The 25,788-nt window shown below is 61.9% G+C and carries 23 protein-coding genes; 14 read left to right on the top strand and 9 right to left on the bottom strand.

The window, feature by feature from the left end; translation table 11 throughout:
- Window positions 1-287: 287 nt before the first annotated feature.
- Window positions 288-1,175 carry a LysR substrate-binding domain-containing protein gene (locus tag EN862_RS01190; protein ID WP_127864078.1) on the bottom strand — a complete coding sequence of 296 codons (888 nt, stop codon included), beginning with the start codon at window positions 1,173-1,175 and terminating at the stop codon, window positions 288-290.
- A gap of 197 nt (window positions 1,176-1,372) precedes the next feature.
- Here EN862_RS01190 and EN862_RS01185 point away from each other — a divergent pair, with 197 nt between their 5' ends.
- Genes EN862_RS01185 through EN862_RS01170 form a run of 4 tightly spaced genes read left to right on the top strand, consistent with a single transcriptional unit; the run spans window position 1,373 to window position 6,617 of the window.
- Window positions 1,373-2,476, top strand: coding sequence for a glycine cleavage T C-terminal barrel domain-containing protein (locus EN862_RS01185; RefSeq protein ID WP_127864077.1), 1,104 nt, complete (start codon window positions 1,373-1,375; stop codon window positions 2,474-2,476).
- Window positions 2,473-4,140, top strand: a complete 1,668-nt coding sequence (locus EN862_RS01180) for an AMP-binding protein (protein WP_127864076.1) — start codon at window positions 2,473-2,475, stop codon at window positions 4,138-4,140. The genes EN862_RS01185 and EN862_RS01180 overlap by 4 nt, the downstream gene beginning before the upstream one ends.
- Window positions 4,137-4,925 (top strand): crotonase/enoyl-CoA hydratase family protein, encoded by a 789-nt coding sequence (locus EN862_RS01175; RefSeq protein ID WP_189401013.1) that lies wholly within the window; start codon window positions 4,137-4,139, stop codon window positions 4,923-4,925. The genes EN862_RS01180 and EN862_RS01175 overlap by 4 nt, the downstream gene beginning before the upstream one ends.
- 3 nt (window positions 4,926-4,928) lie before the next feature.
- Complete coding sequence (locus EN862_RS01170; protein ID WP_127864075.1) at window positions 4,929-6,617, top strand: acyl-CoA dehydrogenase family protein; 1,689 nt, start codon at window positions 4,929-4,931, stop codon at window positions 6,615-6,617.
- 170 nt (window positions 6,618-6,787) lie between these two features.
- On the opposite strand, the gene msuE is transcribed toward EN862_RS01170, so the two are convergent.
- Both msuE and EN862_RS01160 read right to left on the bottom strand, forming a co-directional pair.
- Window positions 6,788-7,351 (bottom strand): FMN reductase, encoded by a 564-nt coding sequence (gene msuE, locus EN862_RS01165; RefSeq protein ID WP_127864074.1) that lies wholly within the window; start codon window positions 7,349-7,351, stop codon window positions 6,788-6,790.
- A 222-nt stretch (window positions 7,352-7,573) separates the two neighbouring features.
- The gene (locus tag EN862_RS01160; protein WP_127864798.1) at window positions 7,574-8,950 is read right to left on the bottom strand and encodes an aspartate aminotransferase family protein; all 1,377 of its coding nucleotides are present in this window, start codon (window positions 8,948-8,950) and stop codon (window positions 7,574-7,576) included.
- Window positions 8,951-9,145: 195 nt separating this feature from the next.
- On the opposite strand from EN862_RS01160, the gene EN862_RS01155 reads away from it, so the two are divergent.
- The gene (locus EN862_RS01155; RefSeq protein WP_127864073.1) at window positions 9,146-10,267 is read left to right on the top strand and encodes an NAD(P)/FAD-dependent oxidoreductase; all 1,122 of its coding nucleotides are present in this window, start codon (window positions 9,146-9,148) and stop codon (window positions 10,265-10,267) included.
- 35 nt (window positions 10,268-10,302) lie between these two features.
- Here EN862_RS01155 and EN862_RS01150 read toward each other — a convergent pair whose 3' ends face one another.
- Window positions 10,303-10,518 (bottom strand): KTSC domain-containing protein, encoded by a 216-nt coding sequence (locus EN862_RS01150; protein WP_127864072.1) that lies wholly within the window; start codon window positions 10,516-10,518, stop codon window positions 10,303-10,305.
- A gap of 95 nt (window positions 10,519-10,613) precedes the next feature.
- Between EN862_RS01150 and EN862_RS01145 the strand changes: the two genes are divergently transcribed.
- Window positions 10,614-11,231 (top strand): alpha-ketoglutarate-dependent dioxygenase AlkB, encoded by a 618-nt coding sequence (locus EN862_RS01145; protein WP_127864071.1) that lies wholly within the window; start codon window positions 10,614-10,616, stop codon window positions 11,229-11,231.
- Between the two features lie 91 nt (window positions 11,232-11,322).
- Here EN862_RS01145 and EN862_RS01140 read toward each other — a convergent pair whose 3' ends face one another.
- Window positions 11,323-11,748, bottom strand: a complete 426-nt coding sequence (locus EN862_RS01140; protein ID WP_127864070.1) for a cupin domain-containing protein — start codon at window positions 11,746-11,748, stop codon at window positions 11,323-11,325.
- Window positions 11,749-11,800: 52 nt separating this feature from the next.
- The gene (locus EN862_RS01135; protein ID WP_127864069.1) at window positions 11,801-12,553 is read right to left on the bottom strand and encodes an SDR family oxidoreductase; all 753 of its coding nucleotides are present in this window, start codon (window positions 12,551-12,553) and stop codon (window positions 11,801-11,803) included.
- Between the two features lie 214 nt (window positions 12,554-12,767).
- On the opposite strand from EN862_RS01135, the gene EN862_RS01130 reads away from it, so the two are divergent.
- A complete protein-coding gene (locus EN862_RS01130) occupies window positions 12,768-13,757 on the top strand; it encodes a mechanosensitive ion channel domain-containing protein (protein WP_127864068.1) in 990 nt (329 codons plus the stop codon).
- On the opposite strand, the gene EN862_RS01125 is transcribed toward EN862_RS01130, so the two are convergent.
- Complete coding sequence (locus tag EN862_RS01125; protein WP_127864067.1) at window positions 13,740-14,228, bottom strand: Rrf2 family transcriptional regulator; 489 nt, start codon at window positions 14,226-14,228, stop codon at window positions 13,740-13,742. The genes EN862_RS01130 and EN862_RS01125 overlap by 18 nt on opposite strands.
- Before the next feature lie 266 nt (window positions 14,229-14,494).
- Here EN862_RS01125 and EN862_RS01120 point away from each other — a divergent pair, with 266 nt between their 5' ends.
- Both EN862_RS01120 and EN862_RS01115 read left to right on the top strand, forming a co-directional pair.
- Entirely contained in the window at window positions 14,495-14,890 is a 396-nt protein-coding gene (locus EN862_RS01120; RefSeq protein ID WP_127864066.1) for a hypothetical protein, read from the top strand.
- 55 nt (window positions 14,891-14,945) lie between these two features.
- Window positions 14,946-16,136 (top strand): NADH-quinone oxidoreductase subunit D, encoded by a 1,191-nt coding sequence (locus EN862_RS01115; RefSeq protein ID WP_127864065.1) that lies wholly within the window; start codon window positions 14,946-14,948, stop codon window positions 16,134-16,136.
- 95 nt (window positions 16,137-16,231) lie between these two features.
- Here EN862_RS01115 and EN862_RS01110 read toward each other — a convergent pair whose 3' ends face one another.
- Complete coding sequence (locus EN862_RS01110) at window positions 16,232-16,666, bottom strand: hypothetical protein (protein WP_095819542.1); 435 nt, start codon at window positions 16,664-16,666, stop codon at window positions 16,232-16,234.
- Between the two features lie 617 nt (window positions 16,667-17,283).
- Between EN862_RS01110 and EN862_RS01100 the strand changes: the two genes are divergently transcribed.
- Both EN862_RS01100 and EN862_RS01095 read left to right on the top strand, forming a co-directional pair.
- Window positions 17,284-18,156, top strand: a complete 873-nt coding sequence (locus tag EN862_RS01100; protein WP_245519459.1) for a class I SAM-dependent methyltransferase — start codon at window positions 17,284-17,286, stop codon at window positions 18,154-18,156.
- Window positions 18,157-18,347: 191 nt separating this feature from the next.
- A complete protein-coding gene (locus EN862_RS01095) occupies window positions 18,348-20,972 on the top strand; it encodes an EAL domain-containing protein (RefSeq protein WP_189401103.1) in 2,625 nt (874 codons plus the stop codon).
- Between the two features lie 51 nt (window positions 20,973-21,023).
- On the opposite strand, the gene EN862_RS01090 is transcribed toward EN862_RS01095, so the two are convergent.
- Entirely contained in the window at window positions 21,024-22,208 is a 1,185-nt protein-coding gene (locus tag EN862_RS01090; RefSeq protein WP_127864064.1) for a Gfo/Idh/MocA family oxidoreductase, read from the bottom strand.
- A 197-nt stretch (window positions 22,209-22,405) separates the two neighbouring features.
- On the opposite strand from EN862_RS01090, the gene EN862_RS01085 reads away from it, so the two are divergent.
- The 3 genes from EN862_RS01085 (at window position 22,406) to EN862_RS01075 (ending at window position 25,784) form a co-directional block, all read left to right on the top strand.
- Window positions 22,406-23,305 (top strand): MurR/RpiR family transcriptional regulator, encoded by a 900-nt coding sequence (locus EN862_RS01085; RefSeq protein WP_127864063.1) that lies wholly within the window; start codon window positions 22,406-22,408, stop codon window positions 23,303-23,305.
- Between the two features lie 173 nt (window positions 23,306-23,478).
- Window positions 23,479-24,261, top strand: coding sequence for an SDR family oxidoreductase (locus EN862_RS01080; protein ID WP_127864062.1), 783 nt, complete (start codon window positions 23,479-23,481; stop codon window positions 24,259-24,261).
- Window positions 24,258-25,784, top strand: a complete 1,527-nt coding sequence (locus EN862_RS01075) for a mannitol dehydrogenase family protein (RefSeq protein ID WP_245519458.1) — start codon at window positions 24,258-24,260, stop codon at window positions 25,782-25,784. The genes EN862_RS01080 and EN862_RS01075 overlap by 4 nt, the downstream gene beginning before the upstream one ends.
- Window positions 25,785-25,788 lie beyond the last annotated feature (4 nt).

The following is a 25,788-nucleotide window of genomic DNA, read 5'->3' as shown; positions in this document are numbered from 1 at the left end:
ACAGCCTGGAAACAAAGCGGAATTTCTTGCGCTTGGATTCCGCCTCCGGGGCACAATCACCTCTGTTCACCAGACGTGATCGAGGTTGCGCAGGAGAGTTTATCGCCCATCAATCGGGTCGTGAGGGTGGGATTCTATTTGTAACATATCCACACTGAACGTTTCTGTGTAACAAACTGCGTAACAATGAGCAGAAAAAATCAACAATTTCAATGTTATAGGCATAAAATCGAAAGACGCTCTCTCCGCCATAACTTTTTAATAAATCAATTGCTTCAAATAGTTAGCTAACTCCGAGCCGCGGCTTCCAGCAGCCAGTCGACGAAAAGCGCGGCGTCGGGATGCGGATCCCTTCCGAGGGGCTCCAACAGGTGAAAGGCCTCGTCAATCGGAACTTCGAGATCGAATGGTGCGAACAGCCTGCCAGACGTCCGTTCTCGGTTGGCAACAGACAACCGCCCGAGTGCCACGCCGCCACCTTCTGCCGCGATCTCGAAGGCCGTCAAGGAGGTGTCGAGTTGCAAGCCTTGTCCCGGGTCGACCATTTTTGCCTTGGCGGCATTCAGCCAGATCCCCCAGCCTTCCTGGTATCCGAGCACATGCAGTAACCGGTGTTCCCCCAGATCGTCGGGCCGGTTCAGTGGTCGTTTCGCGATGAGGCCAGGGGCGCAGAGGGGCGTAATGGTCTCCCATGTCAAACGGTGACTCCGCACGTTGCTCCAACCGCCAGTGCCGTACTGAATGTCAAGATCAAAGACGTCAGTATCGAAGGCATCGTTCCAGACACTCGAGATAATCCGGATATTCTTGTCGGGATTGCAGTCCAGAAATTCCGGGAGACGGGGCGCCAGCCAATTGACCGCGAACGACACCGCGCATCGCACTGTCAGCTCCTTCGCTCGGCGCCCACCGAACACCTCACGGGTACCGACAGCCAGACGCTCGAATGCGTCGCGCACCTTCGGTAGGTAGGCCTCCCCGGTCTTGGTCAGTTGCAGGCTGCGGGGGTGGCGGATGAAGAGCTGATGCCGCAGGCTGAACTCGAGCGATTTGACGTGCTTGGAGATGGCAGCCTGAGTGAGATTTAGCTCCTTGGCAGCATCGGTGAAGCTGAGGTGGCGCGCTGCGGCTTCGAAGGCTCGCAGCCAAATGAGAGGCGGCAGATCGAGCTGCATCTAGTCATCTCCAACCTATGTATAACAGAAACAGGGTCATTGTCTGCGAAACGGTTGTTTGACGCAATACGCGTTGCCGAGACATTCAAGGCTCACCTGCGCCGGCGGGACCAAGTGAGCCTCCACTTCCGAAGCTCAGAGCCGTCCCTGATGAGGAAGGCGGCAGGTACCGCCGATAATGCAGCCCGAGGGATCCAATGTTCTCGTTCTTCCCAACTGCCCGCGTTCGTCCATCGCCCTTCTTTGAAGCCGCCGTCGCGGAAGGCATGGTGGCTGCGAATGTCTACAACCGCATGATCATGCCGACATCGTTCGGCGACCCGGAGGGAGAATACTGGCGGCTGATCAACGGCGTCTCGCAATGGGATGTCGGTGTGGAACGCCAGGTGCAGCTTAAGGGACCGGACGCAGGCCGGCTGGCACAAATCCTGTCACCGCGCGATCTCTCGACCTGCAAGATTGGCCAAGGAAAATATGTGCCGCTTTGCAACCATCGCGGCACGATCATCAATGACCCGATCTTGTTGAAGCTCTCCGACGACCTCTATTGGCTCTCGATTGCGGACAGCGACATCTGGCTTTGGGCCAGTGCCATTGCGGCGGAACGCGGGCTGAATGTCGAGATTACCGAACCCGACGTCTCGCCCATGGCCCTGCAGGGACCCAAGGCCGAGGATGTTGTGGCCCATGTTCTGGGCGATTGGGTGCGCGCGCTGAAGTACTTCTGGTTCAAGGAAACCGAGATCGACGGCATTCCGATAGCGGTGCAGCGATCTGGGTGGTCCAAACAAGGCGGATTTGAGATCTATCTGAGGGATGGGACGCAGGGCACGAAGCTCTGGAACATCTTCAAGGAAGCAGGCAAGCCCTGGGGTATCGGCCCTGGCGCACCGGCAACTGCGGAACGCACCGAGAGCGGACTTGTGTCGGTGGGAGGCGACACCGACGACGAAACCAATCCCTTCGAAGTTCGGCTCGGCAAGTATGTCGATCTCGACGTTCCCGACGATGTTGTTGGGATCGGAGCACTCCGAAAGATTGAAGCCGAGGGACCGAAGCGGCATCAACTGGGTCTCATTTTCGATGCCTCGATGCCGGTGCCGTTTGGCGCCAAGCGTGAGGACATCACCTTCGACGGCGCCAAGGTCGGCGTGATGACGCATTGCACATGGTCGCCCCGAATGAAGGCCAACATCGGGTATGCCTTGATATCGACCGACGTGAAGGCCGGAGCGACGGTCAGCGTCAATCGCGCGAACGGTTCGATGGCCGCGCGGCTGGTGGAGCTTCCTTTCCTATGATTGACGAGGCGCCTTATCTCCAACCTCGGGCCGCCAACCACGTGCCGTTGACCCCGATCTCATTCCTCTACCGTACGGCTGATCTTTACCCTGATCGCGTGGCAATCATCGATGAGGAGCGTCGCTTCACCTGGCTGGAAGTGCGCCGGCGCTGCGAGGCTCTGGCGGCGGGCTTGATCCGCTTGGGTGTTAAGCCAGGAGACGTCGTTTCGGTCCTTGCTCCCAACACGGCTGAAATGTTCGAGGCACACTTCGCCGTCGCGATGGCCGGCGCGGTCCTCAACACCATCAATATCCGCCTCGATGCCGAAACCGTGGCCTATATTCTTGAGCATGCCGAAACCCGAGTGCTGATGGTGGATCGGCAATTGACCCCCCTGGCGGAGGAGGCACTGGCACGCCTTGATCGGCTTAGGCAAAGCGCGCCGTTGGCAGAAGTGGCGCTGGCGCGCCTCAATCGGCTGAAACCTCTGGTCATCGACCTTGGCGGGCCGGGACAGGCCGTGGCCGGATGCATCCGCCACGCGGATTTGCTTCATTCCGAAGCCGCAGCCTTCGCGCCGCTGCTGCCGGCCGACGAATGGCAGACCCTGTGCCTGAACTACACATCCGGCACCAGCGGGCGGCCCAAAGGCGTGCTCTACCATCACCGCGGCGCCTATCTCATGGCGTTGGGCACCGTCGCGGGCTGGGGCCTCTCGGGCCATCCGACCTATCTTTACACAGTGCCCATGTTCCACTGCAACGGCTGGGGGCATGCGTGGACCATGACCGCGCTTGCCGCGACGATCGTCTGTTGCAGGCAGATCTCGGCGCAAGCAATCGTCGGGGCCATCGAGACTTTCGGTGTCACCCATTTTGGCGGGGCGCCCGTCGTGCTCGGCATGCTGGTAGAGGCCGCCGAAGCAGAACCTTTTACACTCCCGCATGCCGTTCGGGTCATGACGGCCGGAGCGCCGCCGCCTGCGGCCATTCTCGAGAAAGTCGAAGCCTTGGGCTTCGATGTGATGCAAGTATACGGCCTCACCGAAACCTACGGCCATGTCGTCCAATCCATTTGGGACCAGGCATGGGACGGCGTGGATTTCACGAGCCGCGCGATGATCAAAGCGCGCCAGGGCGTGCGCTTTCCCACAACGGAATCGGCCGAGATTTGGGACGCCCAATCCGGAACGCGCCTGCCCCAGGACGGCAGCGCGATGGGCGAGATCGTGCTGCGCGGCAACACTATCATGAAAGGCTATCACAAGGATGAAGCGGCCACGGAAGCTGCCTTTGCGGGCGGAGCCTTCCACACTGGCGATGTCGCCGTGCAGCATCCGGACGGTTTTCTCGAAATCAAGGACCGCATCAAGGACATCATCATCTCTGGCGGGGAGAACATTTCCTCGATCGAGGTGGAGTCTGTTCTATACCGGCATCCGGCCGTCAGCGCCGCCGCTGTCGTGGCCAAGCATGATGCCAAGTGGGGCGAAACACCCTGCGCCTTCGTGGAGCTCAAGCCTGGTGCAAACGCCACCACGGATGAACTGAACCAGTTCTGCCGCCAACATCTCCCCGGCTTCAAGGTTCCAAAGCATTATATCTTTGAGACTTTGCCCAAGACTTCGACGGGAAAGATCGAGAAGTACAAGTTACGTGAACGGGCCAAGGCTTTTCCATGATGAAACAACAATACATCACCATCGAGACGGAAGGCGCTGTAACCGTCGTGACGCTGGCACGCGAGGATAGGCGCAATGCCATTAGCGAAGACATGCTGATGGAGATCGAAAACGTGTTTCGGGCGCCACCCCGCGGCACTCGGTGTTTCGTGCTTTCGGCCAGGGGCGCGCATTTCTGCGCCGGGCTGGATCTGCGGGAGCACTATGAGAAGGACCGCTCTCCAGTCGAATTCATGACCATGTGCCAAGGCTGGCACCGAACCTTCGACCTCATTCAATTCAGCGGCATCCCTGTGGTCGCCGCGCTCAAGGGGGCAGTCGTGGGCGGCGGCCTCGAGCTGGCGGCGGCGGCCCATGTCCGCGTGGCGGAGGAGAGTGCCTTCTTTGCGCTTCCGGAAGGCCAGCGCGGGATCTTCACGGGCGGCGGCGCCACGGTACGCGTGGCCCGCATCATCACGCCGGCGCGCATGATCGACATGATGCTGTCGGCAAGAACCTACGACGCCCGACGCGGGCTGGATCTTGGCCTATGCCATGAAGTGGTTGGCGACGGTCAGGCGCTCGCCCGCGCCAAGATGCTGGCTGCGCAGATTGCCTCCAATCCCCCAACCACCAATTTTGCCATCGTGACAGGCATATCCCGCATCAATGACATGTCCACCACGGACGGCCTGTTTGCGGAAGGCCTGCTTGCCGCAGCCGTGCAAACCAATCCGGATATCAGGGAACGGCTCGAGGCCTTCTTTTCCAAGAAGACCGAGCGTCTCGAACCAGGCACCAGGTGACAGATGACCTATCAACCGCCTGTGTCCCAGATTCTTTTGGCGATGCAGAGCGCCGGGAAGTTCGACGCCCCTCATTATGCCGACCTCTCTCTCGATGATGCGCAAGCCATCATTTCCGAGGCCGGGCGTTTTGCCGCCGAACGTATCGCCCCCTTGAACCAGGTGGGCGATCGGCTTCCTGCATCAATCAAAGACGGGCAGGTCACAACACCTCCGGGCTGGCGTGCAACCTATCGGGACTGGTGCGCGGCTGGCTGGAACGGCTTAGTGGGCCCCGCCGACCATGGCGGGCAAGGCCTTCCCATGCTGATGGCCGTGGGATGCACCGAACTCTGGAACTCGGCTTCCATGGCCTTCGCTCTCTGCCCGCTTCTGACGGCAGGTGCCATCGAAGCGATTGCGGCGCATGCCAGCCAGGACCTCAAGGATTTCTACCTGCCCAAGCTCGTGTCCGGAGAATGGACCGGCACCATGAACCTCACGGAACCGCAGGCTGGCTCCGATCTTTCGAATCTACGCTGCCGGGCGGAACGGTTGGGCGACGGCACCTACGCCATCACCGGTAGCAAGATTTTCATAACGTATGGCGAGCACGATTGCGCGTCCAACATCGTGCATCTGGTCTTGGCGCGACTTGCCGATGCGCCTGCTGGTACGCGCGGAATTTCCCTGTTTCTCGTCCCCAAATTTCTGCCTGACGGAACACGCAACGACCTGCGCTGCCATTCGCTCGAGCATAAGCTCGGCATACACGGTTCACCGACCTGCGCCATGACCTATGGTGACAACGGCGGCGCGAGAGGATGGCTGATCGGAGAAGAGAACCGCGGCCTCAATTGCATGTTCACGATGATGAACAACGCGAGGCTTCTTGTGGGCGTCCAGGGAGTTGCGCTTGCCGAGCGGGCCACGCAGATGTCGGTCGCCTATGCAAGGGAACGGCGCCAGGGAAGCGTTCCGGATCAGCGAGCAGGCGCGAGCGCAATAATTCGTCATCCTGACGTCAAACGAATGCTCCTTGAAATGCGGGCCAAGACGGCTGCTGCACGTCTGCTCTGCATGGCCACCGCCTCTTGGATCGACGGCAGCCTGAGAGCAAGATCGGCTGATGAAAGACGGCTTGCGCATGCAAGGGCCTCTCTATTGACACCGTTGGCCAAAGCCTACTCGACGGAGATAGCGGTTGAGGTAACGTCAACTGCAATTCAGATCCACGGCGGAATGGGATACATTGAGGAGACGGGCGTTGCGCAGCTTTATCGCGACGCTCGTATTCTGCCGATCTACGAAGGCACCAATGGCATACAGGCCATTGACCTTGTCTCGCGAAAGCTACGTCTCGAAGACGGCGAGACGCTGTTTGACGCCCTGAAATCCAGCCGGGAGGGACTGGCGATCGTTGCCGGCGAACCGCTCGCAAGCCGTATTGTGTCTGAAATATCGGAACTGGCGCAGACGCTATCCAAAGCGCCCGACAGCGTCCAGTCGCTGGCGGCCGCAATGCCACTCCTCCGCGCCTTGGCCGCAGTCATTGCCGGGGGATATCTGGCGGAGAGCGCGGCTCTTGCGCAAGGCGGTGCCACTGAAAGTGAGGCCCGCTATTTCATCACAGTTGAATTGCCGACCGCGATGGCTACAGCAAAATCCGCATTGTCGGGAGCTGATATCTTGGCAACATATGATCTCCAGTAGCCTTTACCTGCGGTGTCAGGCAGCATCACCGCAGGACCGGGCGAGATCGTCATATGCCCAAAGGCCAGCAGGTCACGATCTACTCGCACGAGCAAGGCGCGGTTCCAGTGGTGGCCGCCTATTGGCTATGCCTCACCCGTCGGGAAACGTCCTGCGGCCAGAGGCTTCGGCTATTCGGCCGCAACCCGCTGACCGCCCGCGCGGCGCAACAGCGCGTATCCCGCTTCCTCGACCGCCTGCGCGGCGCGTTTGCGGATCGCTTCGGACACAAGCACGCCGTCGGCGAAATCCTTGTCCGTCGCATAGACTCCCGTCGGCAAGGCAAGCGCCTCGAAGAACCCGAACAGCGGCCGAAGCTGGTGCTCGACGATCAGCGCGTGCCGCTCGCCGCCGCCGGTGGCAAGCAACAGCACCGGCTTGCCTCTCAGCGCCGTCGGATCGAGCAGATCGAAGAAGTGCTTGAACAGGCCCGTGTAGCTGCCCTTGTAGGTCGGTGATCCGACCACCAGCACATCGGCGTTGACGACCTTGTCAAGGACGTCGCGGCCCTGCTGATCGAGATCGCGCGCCCATTTGGCGCTGCCGAGCGAGGCTCCGACATCCTCGATGTCATAGGTGCTCGCCGACAGATTGTTGCGGACCGCGATATCCCTGACGACATGCTCGACGAAGCCGCGCGTCTTCGACGGCCGGGTGAAATTTCCGGAGAAACCGACGACAGTTGGATTGGGCATGCTGTGGCACTTTCTCGGTAGGTCGACGACCAGAGTCCAATGTCTATAATTTTTATAGACTCCGACCCGCCTTAGAAGGAACCGTCGACCCTTGGAGGGCTCGCCGCCGAACAATTTTTCCATGGATCGAACAGATTATGGATACTGACGGCGAGACGCGCATAAGCAGCTTGGCGATCAACAGGGGCGCCAAGACATCGGGCGCCGTCCCCGATCGTCTTTTCAGCCCTGCGGATGAACTTGCGGCAGGGCGGCGTCGAGCGACCGCTCGAAAGCATCGACCAGCACGTCGATCTGTGCCTCGGTGATGATCAGCGGCGGACAGAAGGCGATCGCGTCGCCCATGTTGCGCGAGATCACGCCATTCTGCTGCAGGAAGCCGTTGACCAGCGCGCCGAGCGCCGCCGGCTTGCCCCAGGGCGCCTTGGATGCCTTGTCGGCGACGAGTTCGACGGCGGCGATGAGACCGACCCCGCGCACCTCGCCCACCAGCGGATGTGAGGCGAGCTTGCGCAGCCGTGCCTGCAGATGTGCGCCGACCTTGCGCGCATTGCCGACGAGATCGCGCTCCTCGATCAGCTTGATGTTTTCCAGCGCCACGGCCGCGGCGACCGGATGGCCGCCGCCCGTGAAGCCATGACCGAAGGTGCCGATGCGGTCGCTCTCGTCGGCGATCGGCTCGAACACCTTGTCGTTGATGAGCAGCGCCGAGATCGGCAGGTAGGAGGAGGAAATCTGCTTGGACAGCACCATGATGTCGGGCTTGATGCCGAAGGTCTGCGAGCCGAACATCTCGCCAGTCCTGCCAAAACCGCAAATCACCTCGTCGGCCACCAGCAGGATGCCATATTTCGACAGCACCGCCTGGATCTTTTCCCAATAGCCGGCGGGCGGCACGACGACGCCGCCGGCGCCCATGATCGGCTCGCCGATGAAGGCGGCAATCGTTTCAGGCCCCTCGGCAAGGATCAGCTTCTCCAACTCGTCCGCGAGCCTGGCGGAGAACTGCTCCTCACTCTCGCCGGGCTGGGCGTCTCGCCAGTGATGCGGCGTCGACGTGTGCAGAATATTGGCGATCGGCAGATCGAAGGAGAGATGGTTGTTGGGCAGGCCGGTCAGGCTCGCCGAGGCGATGGTGACGCCATGATAGCCGCGCTTGCGGCTGATGATCTTCTTGCGCGCCGGTTGTCCAAGCGCATTCGAGCGGTACCAGATCATCTTGATCGCGGTATCGTTGGCCTCGGAGCCGGAATTGGTGAAATAGGCCTTGCTCATCGGCACCGGCGCCATCTGCACCAGCTTCTCGGCCAGGTCGATCAGCGGCGAATGCGCCTTCGAGCCAAAGTCGTGATAGAAAGGCAGCTTGGACATCTGCCGCGTTGCCGCTTCGACCAGCCGCTTTTCTGAGAAGCCGACGGCGACGCTCCACAAGCCCGCCATCGCCTCGAGGTAACGATTGCCGGCAATGTCCTCGACATAGACGCCGTCGCCCTTTTCGATCACCAGCGGCCCCGTTTCCTGATGCTTGCGGGCATTCGTGTAGCCATGCAGATGGTAGCGGATATCGCGGGCTTCGGGGGAATTCGGTCGGGCGTCCATCATGGTGGGTCCTGTCTTGGGGGTCCAAAGCGGAAATAGGACGAGCTTCCTCGCTGAGAAATCCAAAAATTCCGCGTTGCATTGTCGCGGCTGATGCCTCATCGCGAAGGCTGCTCGCAAGAGCCGCGAAGCCGGGATCGATAGCGCCAACAAGCCGCGACCGTCGCGGAACTAATGGCGCAGCAGGGTTGGAGCATGGAACAAGTCGATTGCATCGTCGCGGGCGCAGGCGTGATTGGCCTGGCGGTCGCGCGCGCCGTGGCCGCCCAAGGTCTCGACACGCTGGTCCTCGAAGCTGCGGATGCGATCGGCACCGAGACAAGCTCGCGCAATTCGGAAGTCATCCATGCCGGGATATACTATCCGCAAGGGTCGCTGAAGGCCCGGCTCTGCGTCGCTGGCCGCGACATGCTGTACCGCTACTGTGCGGAACGCGCGATCCCGCATCGCCGCGCAGGCAAGCTGATCGTCGCGACCGACGAGGCCCAGGACCCCGTGCTTGCCTCGATCCAGGCTGGCGCCGCTGCCTGCGGCGTTGACGATTTGCGCTTCGTCTCCGCCGCCGAAGCGCAGGCCCTGGAGCCGGCGCTTCACTGCACCAAGGCGCTGCTTTCGCCTTCCACTGGCATCATCGACAGCCACGCGCTCATGCTCGGCCTGCTCGGCGACGCCGAGGACAACGGCGCGACGCTGTCGCTCAACACCCGCATCGTCTCAGGCCGCGTCGAGCCGAGCAGGATCGTGGTGCGGACGATGGACGCGGCAAGCGGCGCGCAGTTCGAGATCGCCGCACCGCGCCTCATCAACGCGGCCGGCCTGGGCGCCGTCGCCTTGGCAGGCTCGCTCAAAGGGTTTGGCCGGCAGTTCCTGCCGGCGCTTCGCTTCGCCAAGGGCAATTACTTCTCGGTTGCCGGGCGCGCGCCCTTTTCACATCTTGTCTATCCCGTGCCTGAGCCCGGCGGGCTCGGGGTCCATCTTACGCTCGATCTTGCGAGCGCCGCACGCTTCGGGCCCGACGTCGAGTGGACGGACACGCTCGACTACCGTGTCGATCCGGCGCGCGGCGAGCGCTTCTATGCCGCGATCCGCAAATATTGGCCCGATCTGCCCGATGGCAGCCTGCAGGCGGCCTATAGCGGCATCCGGCCGAAGCTCTCCGGTCCAGGCGACCCCAACAGCGATTTCGTCATCCAGGATGCCGCAACGCATGGCATCGACGGCCTCGTCAACTTGTTCGGCATCGAAAGCCCCGGCCTGACTGCCAGCCTGGCGATTGCCGAACACGTGATGTGCATCGTCGCGCCCAAGACGGGCTGACGGCGCCGCAGCGTCAAGACGCGGCGCCCTGGCGCTCAATGCCGGCGTCCACCTCCCACGAGGTGGTATCTGAAGCGATCGCGCACGAATTCGTTGAAGAATTGGCCTTTTGAGAAAGCTGCCTTGAAGGCCATGTAGATCTCGGGGTCCACATCCTCATAGTCGTAGCGGTCGCCGCTCGGAACGAACCATACCGAAAGGACTCGCCTCGATGGATCGTAGTGAATGTTCTGGATTGCGGTGGAAGGCATGGCCGGCATCCTGTTCCCAACCCAACCCTTCACGCATCGCCAGGTTCCGCAGGAGTGGCCTTGCACACCTGCTCCGATCGCCTATCTGAGCCCGCATGTCATCAGCCAAACGCCCGACCAAGGAGAGCGCCCGCCAGGGCGACCTCTTTCGTGCGCCCGGGCCTGCGCTGCCCGCAAGCCTGCCCGAAGGCTTCTCCTACCAGCCGGACCTGACCACCCGCGACGAAGAGCGCGAACTGGTCAGCAACATCCAGGACCTGCCTTTCAAGCCGTTCGACTTTCACGGCTATCTTGCCAACAGGCAGGTCGTCGGCTTCGGCCTGCGCTATGACTATGAGCGCCGCCAGCTGCTCGAAGCGCCGCCCATTCCGGATTTCATGCTGCCGCTGCGCGCCAAGGTCGCCGAATTCGCGGGCATCGCGGCAAGCGAATTCGCGCAGTTGCTGATCAACGAATATCGCCCGGGCGCCGGCATAGGCTGGCACAAGGATAAGCCGCATTTCGAGCTAGTCGCCGGCGTTTCCCTGCTGGCGTCCTGCAGCTTCCGGCTGCGCCGCAAGAGCGGCGCGGCATGGGACCGTGAAACGATCGAGGTCGAGCCAAGGTCCGTCTATCTCATGGCCGGCCCGGCGCGGAACGAGTGGGAACACTCCATCCCGCCCGTCGAACAACACCGCTACTCCGTCACCTTCCGGACCATGCGCGTCGGCTGAAGGGCCAGGCGTCCAGATGATCCGCTATCGCGCCAAAAAACAGATAGGGAGCGGCTCACCGTTTCACTGAAGCGATGAACCGCGTCGGCCCTTATTTCCTGATCGGAAACGTCAGTTCCTGTTGAGAAGTGTCGACGACGAAGACGGCCAGCAGCTTTGCCGGTTTCGCCTTGCTGGCATTTTCGCTGACACCGTGGCGGTCGCCGGGCATTTCCGAAAAGCTCTCGCCGGCCTTGTAGACTGTAACGGGACCGTCATTGACCTGGCTGCGGATCTCGCCTTCCAGCACGGTGGCGTAGATGAAGGCGGACTGGGGATGCGTGTGGCCCTCGGAGAAGCCGCCGGGAGCATATTCGACGAGAACGCCTTTCATGCTTTTGCCGGGCGCATTCGGCAGTTCATGGTCGTAGACCAGGGCGACCTTTGCGCCTTTACCACCGCCGGGGGTGTCGTCGGCGAAAGCTGAAGCGGGCAGAAACGCCGTGAGAATTGCGGCGGCGGCGAGTGACTTGATCATTTCGATTTTCCTTTCACGGGTTGGGCGCCGCCGGATGAAGGGCGGGGGGCGGTCATTTTTTTGGCTGGGCGGCGAACCACTGATCGAAACCGACGCGGCCGATGCGGGGATGGTCGTCGGAAACGAGCGAACCGTCTTGCAGTCTGGTTCCGAAATACCGCGCCTCCGGATCGGCTATGACGGTGCGCGTGTCGCCGATCGCCTTGAGGTAGCGGGCGACGAAATCGCACAGGCGCAGGCGTTCCGGACCGGAGATCTCGACGATGCCGTTGACCGGCACCGCAAGAGCGGCGTCCGTCACGAAGTCCGCGACGTCGTCCGAAGCGATCGGTTGAAGATAGCCCGTCGACAGGCGCGTCGTATCGCCGACCGTGCCTTCCTTGGCGATGCCGCCGAGAAATTCGAAGAACTGGGTGGAGCGCACGATCGTATAGGGAATGCCGCCTTCCTGGATGATCTTTTCCTGGGCGACCTTGGCGCGAAGATAGCCGCTGTCCGGCAACCGATCCGTCCCGATGATGGACAGCGCGACGTGGTGCTTGACGCCGGCGGCCTTCTCCGCGGCAATCAGATTCCGCCCAGACGTCTGGAAGAATTCGAGCACGGCCTTGTCCTCGAAGGAAGGGGAATTTGCCAGGTCGATGACCACCTCAGCCCCCGCCAACACAGCTGCCAGCCCCTCACCGGTGATCGTGTTGACGCCGGTGTTGGGGGAGGCCGCGATCACCTCGTGACCGCGCTTGCGCAGGCGTTCTGCGGTTTTCGAACCGATCAGGCCGGTTCCCCCTATGATGACGATTTTCATGTGATGTCTCCTTTTGCGCCGCTCTTGCGGCACGCTCCTTGTTCGATAGTTCGTCGGGTCGAGCGGCTTGATTGGCCGACCACAAACCAGCCTTCCCTTTATTAAGGATATCAGCTATCCTTAAGGATAGATAATATCCGTAATTGCCGAGCTGTAAAGCCCCTCCGAGATGAGCGACGCGCTTCGAGCTTGAGCAGCTTCAGCAGAGGGTTCGATGCCGCTTGTCCTGACCAACATCCTCGGAATCGCCGGTATCGTCGTGTGGCACCTCCAGGGCAGAAGTCGCCCGACAGGCCGGCTGATCGTCCAGATAATTTTCTTTGTCGGGATGAGTTCGGTGCTCTATCTTGGCGGCATCTCTCCGCAGCACATCGACGACACCGATCTGCGGGGCTTCGCCGCGCTGCTCGTCAAATCGGCCATGATCCTGTGGTGGACGCACCTGGCATGGACGACCATCGGCCTGGTCCACTTCTTGCTCATGCTCAAGCGTGGGCCGCGGGAAGCGCATCTCGTCCAGGATATGGCCGTCGGCGTCATCTATCCCGGCGTGGCGCTATCCATCATAGGCTTCGTTTTCGGCGTGCCGGTCGGCACTCTGGTCGCAACCTCGGGCATCGTCGCGATCGTGTTCGGCCTCGCCCTGCAAAACACTTTGGGCGATGTCTTTTCGGGCATCGCGCTGACGCTTGGCAGGACTTATGCGATAGGCGACTGGATCCAGTTGAAGGATGGCGCGGAAGGCCGTGTCATCGAAACCAACTGGCGCTCCGCCAAACTGCTCACCGCACAGTATAATGTCGTGGTGGTGCCGAACAGCGTGCTGGCCAGACAAGCGGTGACCAATTTCAGCCGTCCCGACGACACGCGCCAGATCACGTTGGGCGTGCGCGTCGCTCTCGCAACACCGACTTTTGTCGAACAGGTGATGTGGTCCGTGCTGGATGGCAGCACACGGATCGTCAAGGACCCGCTACCGATTGTCGTTTTGAAGACGATCGATGCGGCTGCGATCGATGTCGACCTGCTGTTCCGCATCACAGACCCCGCCGATTGGGCAGCGGCCCGCAATGAGATCATCGGCCTCCTCTACAGCCACTGCAAGGCAAAGGGCCTTTCGTTCGCCGCACCGGCCGGAAGCCTCGTCTTCGGCCTGGCTGCGACGGCTCAGGGTATCGATGCACGCTCATCCAGCGCGGTCTAACACCCAAGCGAAAGTGTCCTTCCAGAGCTTTGCCGGCGTTTCCCGCACGAGCATGCGTCCGAGATTCGCCAGTGTGACGGTTCGCAGTTTTTCACGCCAGGCTTCGTCGGCTTCCCACATGACGCGCGCGACGGCGCACGGACCGCTGTAGCAATAGCCGTCAGGCAGGCACGGATTGTTCGTACGGATATTGTTGCACACGAAGGTGCGCGTCTCGCCTTCCACCGCCTCAACGATGTCCAGGAAAGTCACCTGCTCCGGCGGCTTCGCAAGGCGGTATCCGCCCGATGGACCCAGGGTCGTATCGACGAGCCCCGCCTGTGACAGGCTCTGCAATGCCTTGGAGAGATATTCCTTCGGAAGTCCATGGAGTTCCGCCAGCGCCTTGGTGGACAGATAGCGCCCCTCCGGCAGACCGGAGAGAATGGCGCAGCAATGCAGCGCCCATTCAACCTGGCTTTTCAAAATCATAGGTCTTTTTCCGGGAACGATCGATCACCGCATATTAAGGATACATAGTATCCCTATTATAGCGCTAATGTAAACGCTTCCGACAAACGCGGTTGGCACCGCGGCGATAGATGCTGGAGGATTTCGCAATCGACCGCGCGGTATCCCTCTTATCCAGGCGGCGCAGCGCGCACTTTGCGCGCAGGGCGTAAGAGGACTGCGATGGGGGAACCATCACCCGGCCCCCGGGGTTGTGTCGTCAGATTTCGAGATCGAAAGGAAAGACGATGCGCACCCTGACGATGGTCCTGACGCTGTCGGCAATGGCATTGGCGCAGCCCGCTTCTGCTCAACGCGCCGATCCGCAGCCGCCGCAAGCCCCGCCTCCTGCTCAGGAGCCCGTCCCGGACCAGCCGCAGCCTGGCCAGGACGATGCCGCCCAGAACGTCACCAACATCGTCGTGGTCGCGATCGAGGACCTGCCTTCGGAAGTGAAAGCGCAGGCGGAGGCCATCGTCACCAGGACGACCGCCAAGGAGTTGGCCAAGCTGCAGAACTCGGTCGATGCTTCGCCCGAGGCGACGTCGGTCCTGCAGGCGAACGGGCTGAATTCCTCGCAGGTCGTCGCCGCCAACATCGACGGTGACGGCACACTGACGCTGATCATCCAGACGACGGCCTGACCGGCCAGCGGCCAAGCGACCGCGTCCTTCGATCCTCACTCATGCGGAGGTCGCCATGACCGAAGCCGCAGTTCGCAACTTCACCCTGAATTTCGGGCCGCAGCACCCCTCGGCGCATGGCGTGCTCAGGCTGGTGCTGGAATTGGACGGCGAGATCGTCGATCGCGCCGATCCGCATATCGGCCTGCTCCATCGCGGCACCGAGAAGCTGATCGAATACAAGAACTACCTGCAGGCGCTGCCCTATTTCGACCGGCTCGATTATGTCGCGCCGATGAACCAGGAGCATGCCTTCTGCCTTGCCGCCGAAAAGCTGCTGGAAATATCGGTTCCCCGGCGCGGGCAACTCATCCGCGTGCTGTTCTGCGAGATCGGCCGGTTGCTCTCGCATCTTCTCAACGTCACCACGCAGGCCATGGATATCGGCGCGCTGACCCCGCCGCTCTGGGGTTTCGCCGAACGCGAGAAGCTGATGGTTTTTTATGAACGCGCATCCGGCGCCCGCATGCACGCCAATTACTTCCGCGTCGGCGGCGTGCACCAGGATCTGCCGGACCAGCTCCTGGACGACATCTGGGATTTCTGCGATCCGTTCCTGAAGGTCTGCGACAATCTCGAAGGCCTGCTTACCGACAACCGCATTTTCAAGCAGCGCAACGTCGATATCGGCGCGATTTCGCTCGACCACGCCTGGGCTCTGGGTTTCTCCGGCCCCATGGTGCGCGGCTCGGGCGCCGCCTGGGACCTGCGCAAGGCACAACCCTATGAATGCTATCCCGAGATGGAGTTCGATATCCCGGTCGGCAAGAACGGCGACTGCTACGACCGCTACCTGGTGCGCATGGAAGAGATGCGCCAGTCGGTGCGCATCATGCGGCAGTGCCTGGAGAAGCTGCGCTCAGCCGATGGCCAGGGCCCGGTCGCGGTGCCCAATCAGAAGATCACGCCGCCGCCGCGCGCCACCATGAAGCGCTCCATGGAAGCGACCATCCATCATTTCAAGCTTTATACCGAAGGCCACCGCGTGCCGCGTGGCGAGGTTTATGCCGCGGTTGAGGCACCGAAGGGCGAGTTCGGCGTCTATCTGGTCTCCGACGGCAGCAACATTCCCTATCGCTGCAAGATACGCGCGCCGTCCTTCGCCCATCTCCAGGCGATGGACTTCCTGTCGCGCGGGCACATGGTGGCGGACGTCGCGGCGATCATCGGCTCGCTCGACATCGTCTTCGGCGAGATCGATCGCTGACGAGATCCGATCGCCGACAGGGGAGGAGAGCCCGGCGCCTCCCCGTCTCTTCCATCAACCGTCGAGTCCGGAACGATCCCGCCGGCGGAACCGCCTCAATGCATGAACACAGCTCTCAGCCACGCAAGAATGCCTGCCCCCGGAGAGACCGCCGCGCGCACGCGCGACGCCGCCCAGCGTGCCGGCATGTTGGCGCCGACATGGCAATGGCAGACAACCTCATGCAGTTGCCAGTCGCTCATCTCGAAGAAGCGCTTGGCTTCGCCGTAAGTGTCATCCTGCAGCCCCTGCGCACGGAAGATCGGATCTTCGAATGCGACGGTGATCGCCGATCCGTCGGTGCGCATTCTTTCACGCACGTCGGGTGGAGCGTATTCGGTGCCCGCCAACGCCGTGAGGCGGCGGCTGGGGCTTTGTTCGAGAAGTTGCGCCCAGCGCTCAAGGCGCTGGCCCCGATTGGCGATGAGAGCCGGTGCTTCGGCATGAACGTCGGCAACGGCGTTGATTTGGTCAAGGGTTTGGTGCTTCACGGCCGTCTCCTGTATCGACAGACAATCACCCGCCCGCAATGGGAATTAAGGCGCCGACCGGCGCCGGCAAGAGCCGAAACGGACGCGCGGAATCATTTGATCGTCACCTGTCGCAATCTCGCGGCGCGATCGTGTGGGAACCATCCGCTGGCGCGGCCGTTCTGCCAGCTTGCGCCGCCGATCGCCCCCGACGAAACGTCTGAACGCGGCGATCGCCTCCATCATTTCAGGTCGGGCAGGACATCCCGCTTGTCGGGATCGCGCAGAGCCTGCCAAGGCGCCGAGCGGAAGGAAAAAGCGATGGCAATTCTCCCCAATCCGGACCCGTCTCCAACGCCGGTGCCCACGCCTCCGCCCATACCGGAACCGAAGCCGATGCGCGAGCCGGATCCGGATCGGCTTCCCGATGAGGAGCCGGTCCCCAATCCCGATGAGAACGACGCGCCGCCCAAGCATTCCACGCCCAGGCGGCGCCAACCTTGAAGGCTCCTAGGAGGCGGCGGACCCGCCTCCCGCGCCTTTCATTCGCCACGCCAATGCGACGTTGCGGATTGACGCGCCTGCCCTCACGCTGCAATGGTTGTTAACCAGCTGTTAACCTTGCGGCTGAGATCGAGGTGGGGGGCGATTTGGAACCGTTTTTGGACGCGAACCTCCTGAATTGGGATGATCGGGCCGAACTGCACGCTACCGACAAAACGGGTAGTTACCGCATCGAGAATGTGCTGGCTGGCGGATCCAATCTCTATGAGTTGGAAACGCGTGAGGTCGGAGACATTTTCGGCAAGGACATCGTCCATCTGCAATGCCACATCGGGCTCGACACGATCAGCTTGAGGAATCTCGGCGCGGGCAGCGTGACCGGCCTGGACTTTTCACCAAGGGCGATCGCGGCGGCGCGGGATTTCGCGTCCAAGGCAGGCAGCGACGTTCGCTTCGTCGAAGCGCCGCTATACGAAGCTGTCGAAGCGCTCGACCGGACCTTTGATATCGTCTACGTCACCTGGGGGTCGGTGAACTGGCTTGACGACGTATTTCGTTGGGCACGGGTGGTCGCCGATCTTCTGCGGCCAGGCGGTAGGCTCTACATGGCCGAGGGCCATCCCTTGATGTTCCAGTGCAATCGCAAGGCTGCCGCCCTCGAATTGAAGGACGACTGGCGAACGCCGGTGGCGCGACCGCTCGTCTGGAATGAGCAGCGGACCTATACTGGCGATGAACGAACCTTAGAGCATCCTCGATATTATGAATGGATCCATCCGATCAGCGACGTGGTGAACGCGCTGATTGCCGCGGGGCTGACGCTCGATTTTCTCAACGAGCACGACACGGTTTCCTGGAAGCATTTTTCGTTCGCGGTGCGGGCCGGCAAGGACATGTATGGCCTGCCCGAGAACGCCCCCAAGATCCCGATGGCCTATTCAATTGGTGCGACCAAGCGCGGTGTTGGGACGTATCGGATCGTCCAGAAGAAGGTCGATCGCCACTAGCTCGATCACGCGGTGAGTTTCCCGTGCGATTGCCGCGTATCAGCGTCCGAAGGCACAAAAATTTTAAAGACTGTGAAGGCTAAAATTAATTTATTGCGAACTAATATTCCCTTGATGAGGCTCACCCGGAGAGCCTGACAGCCACAGGGATTCTCGCTTTATTGGCTCTTTTTGCCAACATGTACAGCCGCATGAGGGGAGCCGTCCTTTCACCGGCAAGGATACCGGCGGCGATCGCGGTCGTGGTCATGGCCGTTTGCGCAATATTCGCTGATCATCAGAACAAGATCGTTTCGGACCAGGCCTCTCGCGCGGAGGTCCTGGCCAAGGTCAATGTCATTCGCGCCAAGCTCGAAGGCAACATCAACGGCAACCTCCAGCTGGTGCGGGGACTGGTCGCGGCGGTCACGACCGAACCCTATATGGGCCAGCAGCGCTTCGCGGAGCTTGCCAGCAGGCTGTTCAGCGAAGAGTCCCAGCTTCGCAACATTGCCGGCGCGCCGGATCTGGTGATTTCCTTGATGTATCCGATGGCTGGCAATGAGAAGGCCATCGGTCTCGATTACCGCAAGAACGATCAGCAGCGTGCCGCTGCCTTGCGTGCGCGTGACGAGCGCAAGCTCATTCTCGCCGGCCCGGTCGATCTGGCGCAGGGTGGGCGGGCCTTCATCGGCCGCTTTCCGGTTTTCGTCAAAAGCGCGGGCAACACCGACCGGTTCTGGGGCATCGTTTCAGCGGTCGTCGACGTGCAGCGCCTCTACAAGGCGAGCGGTCTTCTCGACAAGGATCTCGGAATCGACATCGCACTCATCGGCAATGATGCCCTTGGCACAAACGGAATCCAGTTCTTCGGCGACGAACGGGTCGTCAAAAGCAATCCGGTGACGGCCGACGTTCTGGTCCCGTCGGGCTCCTGGCGGATCGCTGCGGTCCCCACTAGCGGTTGGCCCGACACGCCCGGCAACGCATGGCAGCTCCGGGCGATCATGGCGGCGGCGGCGGCACTGATCTTGATCCCTTTCCTGGCGGCGGGCCGCCTGATTGGTGAAAGGCAGCGCAATTACTGGGAACTGCATCGGCTGTCGCGGCGACTGGAACTCGCTTTGGAGGCGTCGACCATCGGAGTGTGGGAGCACGACCTCGAAACCAACGATCTGACCTGGGATGACCGCGTCAACGAAATATACGGCAGAGACCCCGATGGCGGACCGCCCGGATATTCGGATTGGGCCGGAGCTATTCATCCCGCCGATCTGCCTGGCGCGCTTGCAGACTTCGACAATGCCGCGGCCGGGCGCAGCACCTATTCGTCGGAATACCGGATCGTTCGCCCGGACGGCGAAATTCGCCACGTCCGCTCCAGGGCGATCTTCTACCAGACTGCAAACAATTCCCCTCGAATGGTCGGTGCCGAGTGGGACGTGACTGCGGACGTTCTGCTGAACACCGATCTGGTTCGCGCAAAGCAGCTGACCGAGTCGAAAAATACGGAACTTGAGTCCGCCAAGGCGCGCATAGAGCACATCGCGCTGCACGATTCGCTGACGGATTTGCCCAATCGCCGTTACCTGGACCAGGTGCTGGAGGATTATGCAGCAAAAGCCAGGCTGAGCGGAGGCTACGCAGCGTTGCTTCACGTTGATCTGGACCGCTTCAAGCACATCAACGATACGCTCGGCCACGCGGCGGGCGATGCAATGCTGGTGCATGCATCCTCCGTTCTCCAGTCCAACGTCGGCGACCGCGGTTTCGTCGCCCGGGTCGGCGGCGATGAATTCATCGTGCTCTGCACGGTGCATGAGGATGTCGACCAAGCGGCCGTGCTCGCGAACCGCATTATCGAACAGATGCGCAGACCGGTTTACTACCACGGTCATCAATGCCGCTTTGGCGTCAGCGTCGGAATTGCCATCGACAATGGCCGGGTTGCCGATGCCAAGCAGTTGCTGGTCAACGCCGATATTGCCCTCTACCGGGCAAAGAGGCGGGGCCGCAACCGGCATGAATTCTTCAGCGGAGAGCTGCAAAGCGAAATCGTCAACACAAAGCGGATTGCCGACGAGATTCTAGCTGGTCTCGAGCGCAACGAATTCATCGTGTTCTACCAGCCTCAATTTGACGCCAAGACGCTGGAGATTGTGGGCGTTGAGGCGCTGGCGCGGTGGAGGCATCCAGAGAAGGGCATTCTGGCACCCGATGTGTTTCTGAAGACCGCAGAAGAACTGAACGTCGTCTCGGTGATAGATCGGAAAGTCCTCCAGCAATCGCTTTTGGACTTCGACGTTTGGTCAGCGGAGAAAATTGGCATTCCGCGCGTTTCGGTCAACGTTTCGGCGCGGCGACTTCAGGATGAGGAACTGCTGAAGAGTCTGCGGGACCTTAACATCAGGAAGGGGACTGTCTCCTTTGAACTCGTCGAGTCGATCTTCCTCGACAACAATGACGATCTGGTCACGTGGAACGTCGAGCAAATCAAGCAACTAGGCATCGACATCGAAATCGACGATTTCGGCACCGGTTATGCATCCATTGTCAGCTTGCTCAAATTGCAACCTCGCCGCCTCAAGATAGATCGCCAGTTGGTGGATCCTATCGTAAACTCACCCGCGCAACGGCAGGTCGTCTCATCAATCATCGAAATCGGCAAATCCCTGGGCATCGAAATCATTGCCGAAGGCGTCGAGACGATGAAGCACGCACGTCTGCTCAAAGGCCTTGGCTGCGACATTCTCCAAGGCTACGCATTCGGGCATGCGATGGATTCCGACGCGCTGAGAAGCTTCGTTCGAGCTCGTCGGTTGCGCGTCGCAAGCTAGCCATTGATCGAGATCCTGGCTTGCGTCTTATCGCAGAATGCTTCGCGTGCCTCACCCAAACCTCGCCGCCGTCCAAGCCCCGCCCGCCGCATTCGACTCCACCGCCGCCTCGACGAACTTCACGCCGCGCGCACCGTCGACCACATCGGGTACCTGTGCTGCCCGCGCGGCATCGACCGCACCGCCCGATCGATGCGCGCGGATGATGTCGGCGGCGTCGCGATAGAAATTGGCGAAGGCCTCGATATAGCCTTCGGGGTGCGCTGCTGGCATGCGCGAGACGCGCCGGGCTTCCGCCGTCGCGCCGTGGCCGCCGCGCACCAGCGTGCGGGTTTCCTCGCCATAGGGCGAGAAGCGCAGTTCCTCGGGTCGCGATCCGAACCATTCGAGCCCGGCCTTATCGCCATAGATGCGCACCGAGAGGTCGTTGTAATGGCCGGGCGAGGTCTGGCTGGCGAGGATCGTGCCGCGCGCCCCGCCCGACCAGCGCATGAGCACATGGGCATTGTCGTCGAGCCGCCGTCCCGGCACGGCGGTGAACAGGTCGGCCGAAACCGCCTCGGCCTCGAAGCCGGAGACGAAGCTTGCCAGGTTGAAGGCATGCACGCCGATATCGGCAAGCACCGCCGACTGCCCGGCGCGCGCCGGATCGGTGCGCCACTCCGCCTGCTTCTGGCCTTCGGCGTCGATCGGCTTGGTCAGCCAGTCCTGGATATAGGCGCCATGCACCGACACGATGCGGCCGAGCTCGCCCGCCGCCACCATTTCGCGCGCCTGGCGCACCATGGCGTAGCCGGTGTTGTTGAGCGTGACGACGAAGCGACGCTTCCTCGCTTTCGTCAACGCCACCAAGGCTTCGGCCTCGCCAAGCGTCGACGACAGCGGCTTGTCGCAGATGACATCGATGCCGGCCTCGAGAAAAGCCGTCGCGATCGGCGCATGCAGATGATTGGGCGTGACGATGACCACCGCCTCGATGCCGTCCGGCCGTGCCGCTTCGGCCTTCGCCATCTCATGGTAATCGGCATAGCTGCGCTCGGTCGCGATGCCGATTTCCGCGGCGGAGGCCGCGGCGTTTTCCGGATCCGAAGACAACGCGCCGGCGACCAGCGCGATCTGGTCGTCGAGCCGCATGGCAAGGCGATGCACGGCGCCGATAAAGGCATTGCGGCCGCCGCCGACCATCCCGACCCGAAGGCGTTGGCGTGTGGTTCCGTCCGCGGTTGCGTAGACCATGATTGAGATTATCCTCCCGGTTGCAGCGATGTATCGCCGTGGTGCGGACATAGGCAGTCCACCGTCATTTTTCGAATGATATTTCTATTTTTTGTTTTGTAAAACGATCGTGCCGCGCTAGCGTTTCTCGTGGCCCAATTGGTGGGCCGCCTCCGGAGGAGGGTTCGGGTGTCTCAAACCGTCTTTGGGTACGTCGTATGAGCGGCCATCGCCGAACGGCCGACGAACCGTTTGCGCACAGCATTGAAACGGCTGCGAGAAAGCGAAGCCGTTCGCTGGCAGCACTGGGCTACACCAAGCCACAAACCTATGAAGAGCTGCGGGCGGTGCTTGCGTCGGGAACCTTGCATTTCCCGAAACGGCTTCGCCAGGTGGCGATCTTCCTCTGGCAGCATCCGAGCGAAGTGGCGCTGGGCACGATCGCGCAGGTGGCGGACCAGGCCGGCGTGCAGCCGTCGACCCTGGTGCGCTTCGCGCAGATCTTCGGCTATTCGGGCTTTTCCGATTTCCAGCTCCTGTTCAAGGATCGCATGAAGGGCTCCTGGCCGGATGCGCAAGGCGGCCCGGACAGGCCCGAGGAGCCGAATGCCGACCTGCATTTCCTCAACGGCATGGTCGGCGCCTGCCAGGCCTCGCTCGGCCGCATTAGCAACAATTTCGATATCGCCGCTTTCGAGACGATGATCGACCATCTGGCGGCGGCCGAGCTGATCTATGTCATCGGCAGCAAGCGCGCCTTTCCCGTCACCACCTACCTGTCGCTGACGCTGTCGCAGCAGGGTGTGCGCAATGTGCTGGTCGACAATGTCGGCTCGACCGCGCTCGACCAGGTCGGCTGCATCACGCCGCGCGATGCGGCGCTCGCTGTCTCCTTCAGCCCCTACAATTCGATCACGCCCGATCTCGTCGCGGTCGCGCATGAGCGCAGGGCGCGCATCCTCACCATCACCGACAGCACTTTTTCGCCGCTGGTGAAGCTCTCCGACACCTGGCTGGAGGTGGTCGAGCAGGATTTTGGCGGCTTCCGTTCCCTAGCCGCCTCGCTCGCGGTCGGCATGGCCCTGGTCCACGGCGTCGTCGCGCGCCGGACAGGCTGACAAGAGCAATTCCAGGAAAAGTGTGGAGCGGTTTTCCGTCCGGAATTGCGCAAGACAAGGAGATAGAGCGGTTCACCGGTTCCAAGAAAACGGTGAACCGCTCTAGCGCGGTTGACTAAAGGGAACTATCATTCCATATTCTAAAAAATGGAAACTTTGTTCCCGGAGGAGGAATGGAGGTTCGTCTCGACGGCAAGGTGGTGCTGGTCACCGGCGCAACGCAAGGCATCGGCCGGGCGGTTGCCGAGACGCTTGCGCGCTCGGGCGCTGCCGGACTGCTGATAACCGGCCGGGACCAAAAGCGCGGCGACGCTGTTGCCGCCGAACTCACGGCCATGGGTGCCGCCACCGCTTTCGCTGCCGCCGACCTCGGCGATCCCGAAGCCCCGGCGCGGTTGGCCGAAGCCTGCATCAAACGCTTCGGCCGCATCGACGGTCTCGTCAACGCCGCCGGCCTCACCGATCGCGCCTCCTTCGTCGATGCCACGCTCGACGATTGGGCGTCGCTGTTTGCCGTCAACGCCCGCGCGCCCTTCTTCCTCATGCAGGCGGCGATCGCCGACATGAAGAAGCGCGGACAGGGCGGCGCGGTCGTCAACATCCTGTCGATCAACGCGCATTGCGGCGCGCCGGAGCTTGCCGTCTATTCCGCCACCAAGGGCGCGCTGGCGACGCTGACCAAGAACGCCGCCAACGCCCACCGCTTCGACCGCATCCGCGTCAACGGCATCAATGTCGGCTGGACCGACACCCCGGCCGAACGCATCATGCAGGCCGAGACGCTCGGCCACGGTCCGGGCTGGCTCGATGCCGCCAATGCGACGCAGCCCTTCGGCCGGCTGTTCTCCGTCACCGACATCGCCAATCTCGCCGTCTTCCTGCTCTCCGACGCGGCCGGCCCGATGACCGGCACGCTGGTCGACCAGGAGCAATGGGTGATCGGAGCCAACCGGTGAGCGCCGAGAACCTCGGCCCCGCGTTGCTCGGCCGATTGCCGTCAGAGGTCCGCAAGCCGGCTTACGATCGCGCCGCGCTGAGGCCCGGCATCGCCCATATCGGCGTTGGCGCCTTTCATCGCTGCCATCAGGCAGAATACACCGACGATCTTCTGGCGAAGGATTTCGACCGCTGGGGACTGGTCGGCATCAACATCCGGCCGCCTTTGCTTGCCGAGACGCTTGGGAAACAGGACGGTCTTTACACGCGGCTGATCCGTCAGAATGACGAAGTCGAAGCGCACATCATCGGCAGCATCGTGCGCATCGTCGACAGTCAGGAGAGTGCCGCGCCGGCGCTGGACGTGCTCGCCTCGCCCGAGATCGAGATGGTCACCATGACGGTGACCGAAAAAGGCTATTGCCACATCCCCTCGAGCGGCGCGCTCGACCTCGACCACCCCGACATCGTCCACGACCTCGCCAATCCCGAGAGGCCGCGCAGCATGCCCGGCATATTGGCAAGGGCGGTGGAACTGCGCATGGCTTCGCATGGCAGGCCGGTGACGCTGCTCTCCTGCGACAACATCCCAACCAACGGCATCATCCTTAGCAATGTCGTGCGCACATTCGCCGAGCGGCGCGGCCGGAAGCTTGCGGACTGGATCGATGCCAATGTCGCCTTCCCTTCGGCCATGGTCGACCGCATCGCGCCGGCGACGACCGCGGCCGACATCGACACGGTTGAGCAGCGCTTCGGCTACCGCGATGCCGCCGTCGTCGTCGGCGAGCGTTTCCGTCAATGGGTGATCGAGGACCGCTTCGCCGGCCGCGTGCCGCGTTGGGACCTTGTCGGCGCCAGCTTCGTCGATGACGTCACGCCATTCGAGCATCTCAAGATGCGGGTGCTGAACGGCGCCCAGACGACGCTCAGCTATCTCGGGGTTTTGGGCGGTTTCGAGCACACATTCGAGACGATAGCCGACCCGCTTCTGGCAGGAGTCGTCCGCCGCATGCTGACCGAGGAAACACTGCCGACGCTGATGCCCGTGCCCGGGATCTCGCCCACAGCCTATGTCGAGCAGAGCCTGTCGCGCCTCACCAACACTGCGATCCGCCATCGCAACCACCAGATCGCCACCGACGGCTCGCAGAAGATCGTGCAACGCCTGCTCAACCCTATCCGCGACCGCCTGGCGAAGGGCGGGAGCATCGAGCTTCTTTCGGTTCCCGTGGCCGGCTGGATGGCCTATCTGATCAAGGCGTCGGCGCGCTTCGGCCGCGCCTGGCAGGTGTCGGATCCCTTTGCCGACAGGATCGCGGCAATCGCCGACCGCATTGGTTGGGACAGCAAACTGCTCGCCGACGCGATCTTGGCAATCGACGCTGTCTTCGACCCGTCCTTGGCCGCCAACGCGACGTTCCGAGCGCATGTCGTCGCCGGTCTCGACGGCCTGCTCTCGAATGATCCGATGGGCTTTGTCAAACAAGTCAGTTCTGGGCCAACAGATGCGCCGTTGAAGCAGCCGGCTCGATCTGCATAGTTTG

The organism is Mesorhizobium sp. M2E.F.Ca.ET.219.01.1.1, assembly GCF_004016445.2.
Taxonomy (GTDB): domain Bacteria; phylum Pseudomonadota; class Alphaproteobacteria; order Rhizobiales; family Rhizobiaceae; genus Mesorhizobium.
The sequence above is the reverse complement of the archived record's forward strand: the minus strand, read 5'-3'. Positions and strand labels throughout refer to the sequence as shown.

What these genes read in the sequence shown, in the direction of transcription:
- EN862_RS01190 (WP_127864078.1), bottom strand. Translation starts at nt 1,175, where the DNA reads ATGCAGCTCGATCTGCCGCCTCTCATTTGGCTGCGAGCCTTCGAAGCC.
- EN862_RS01185 (WP_127864077.1), top strand. Translation starts at nt 1,373, where the DNA reads ATGTTCTCGTTCTTCCCAACTGCCCGCGTTCGTCCATCGCCCTTCTTT.
- EN862_RS01180 (WP_127864076.1), top strand. Translation starts at nt 2,473, where the DNA reads ATGATTGACGAGGCGCCTTATCTCCAACCTCGGGCCGCCAACCACGTG.
- EN862_RS01175 (WP_189401013.1), top strand. Translation starts at nt 4,137, where the DNA reads ATGATGAAACAACAATACATCACCATCGAGACGGAAGGCGCTGTAACC.
- EN862_RS01170 (WP_127864075.1), top strand. Translation starts at nt 4,929, where the DNA reads ATGACCTATCAACCGCCTGTGTCCCAGATTCTTTTGGCGATGCAGAGC.
- msuE (WP_127864074.1), bottom strand. Translation starts at nt 7,351, where the DNA reads ATGCCCAATCCAACTGTCGTCGGTTTCTCCGGAAATTTCACCCGGCCG.
- EN862_RS01160 (WP_127864798.1), bottom strand. Translation starts at nt 8,950, where the DNA reads ATGGACGCCCGACCGAATTCCCCCGAAGCCCGCGATATCCGCTACCAT.
- EN862_RS01155 (WP_127864073.1), top strand. Translation starts at nt 9,146, where the DNA reads ATGGAACAAGTCGATTGCATCGTCGCGGGCGCAGGCGTGATTGGCCTG.
- EN862_RS01150 (WP_127864072.1), bottom strand. Translation starts at nt 10,518, where the DNA reads ATGCCTTCCACCGCAATCCAGAACATTCACTACGATCCATCGAGGCGA.
- EN862_RS01145 (WP_127864071.1), top strand. Translation starts at nt 10,614, where the DNA reads ATGTCATCAGCCAAACGCCCGACCAAGGAGAGCGCCCGCCAGGGCGAC.
- EN862_RS01140 (WP_127864070.1), bottom strand. Translation starts at nt 11,748, where the DNA reads ATGATCAAGTCACTCGCCGCCGCCGCAATTCTCACGGCGTTTCTGCCC.
- EN862_RS01135 (WP_127864069.1), bottom strand. Translation starts at nt 12,553, where the DNA reads ATGAAAATCGTCATCATAGGGGGAACCGGCCTGATCGGTTCGAAAACC.
- EN862_RS01130 (WP_127864068.1), top strand. Translation starts at nt 12,768, where the DNA reads ATGCCGCTTGTCCTGACCAACATCCTCGGAATCGCCGGTATCGTCGTG.
- EN862_RS01125 (WP_127864067.1), bottom strand. Translation starts at nt 14,228, where the DNA reads ATGATTTTGAAAAGCCAGGTTGAATGGGCGCTGCATTGCTGCGCCATT.
- EN862_RS01120 (WP_127864066.1), top strand. Translation starts at nt 14,495, where the DNA reads ATGCGCACCCTGACGATGGTCCTGACGCTGTCGGCAATGGCATTGGCG.
- EN862_RS01115 (WP_127864065.1), top strand. Translation starts at nt 14,946, where the DNA reads ATGACCGAAGCCGCAGTTCGCAACTTCACCCTGAATTTCGGGCCGCAG.
- EN862_RS01095 (WP_189401103.1), top strand. Translation starts at nt 18,348, where the DNA reads ATGAGGGGAGCCGTCCTTTCACCGGCAAGGATACCGGCGGCGATCGCG.
- EN862_RS01090 (WP_127864064.1), bottom strand. Translation starts at nt 22,208, where the DNA reads ATGGTCTACGCAACCGCGGACGGAACCACACGCCAACGCCTTCGGGTC.
- EN862_RS01085 (WP_127864063.1), top strand. Translation starts at nt 22,406, where the DNA reads ATGAGCGGCCATCGCCGAACGGCCGACGAACCGTTTGCGCACAGCATT.
- EN862_RS01080 (WP_127864062.1), top strand. Translation starts at nt 23,479, where the DNA reads ATGGAGGTTCGTCTCGACGGCAAGGTGGTGCTGGTCACCGGCGCAACG.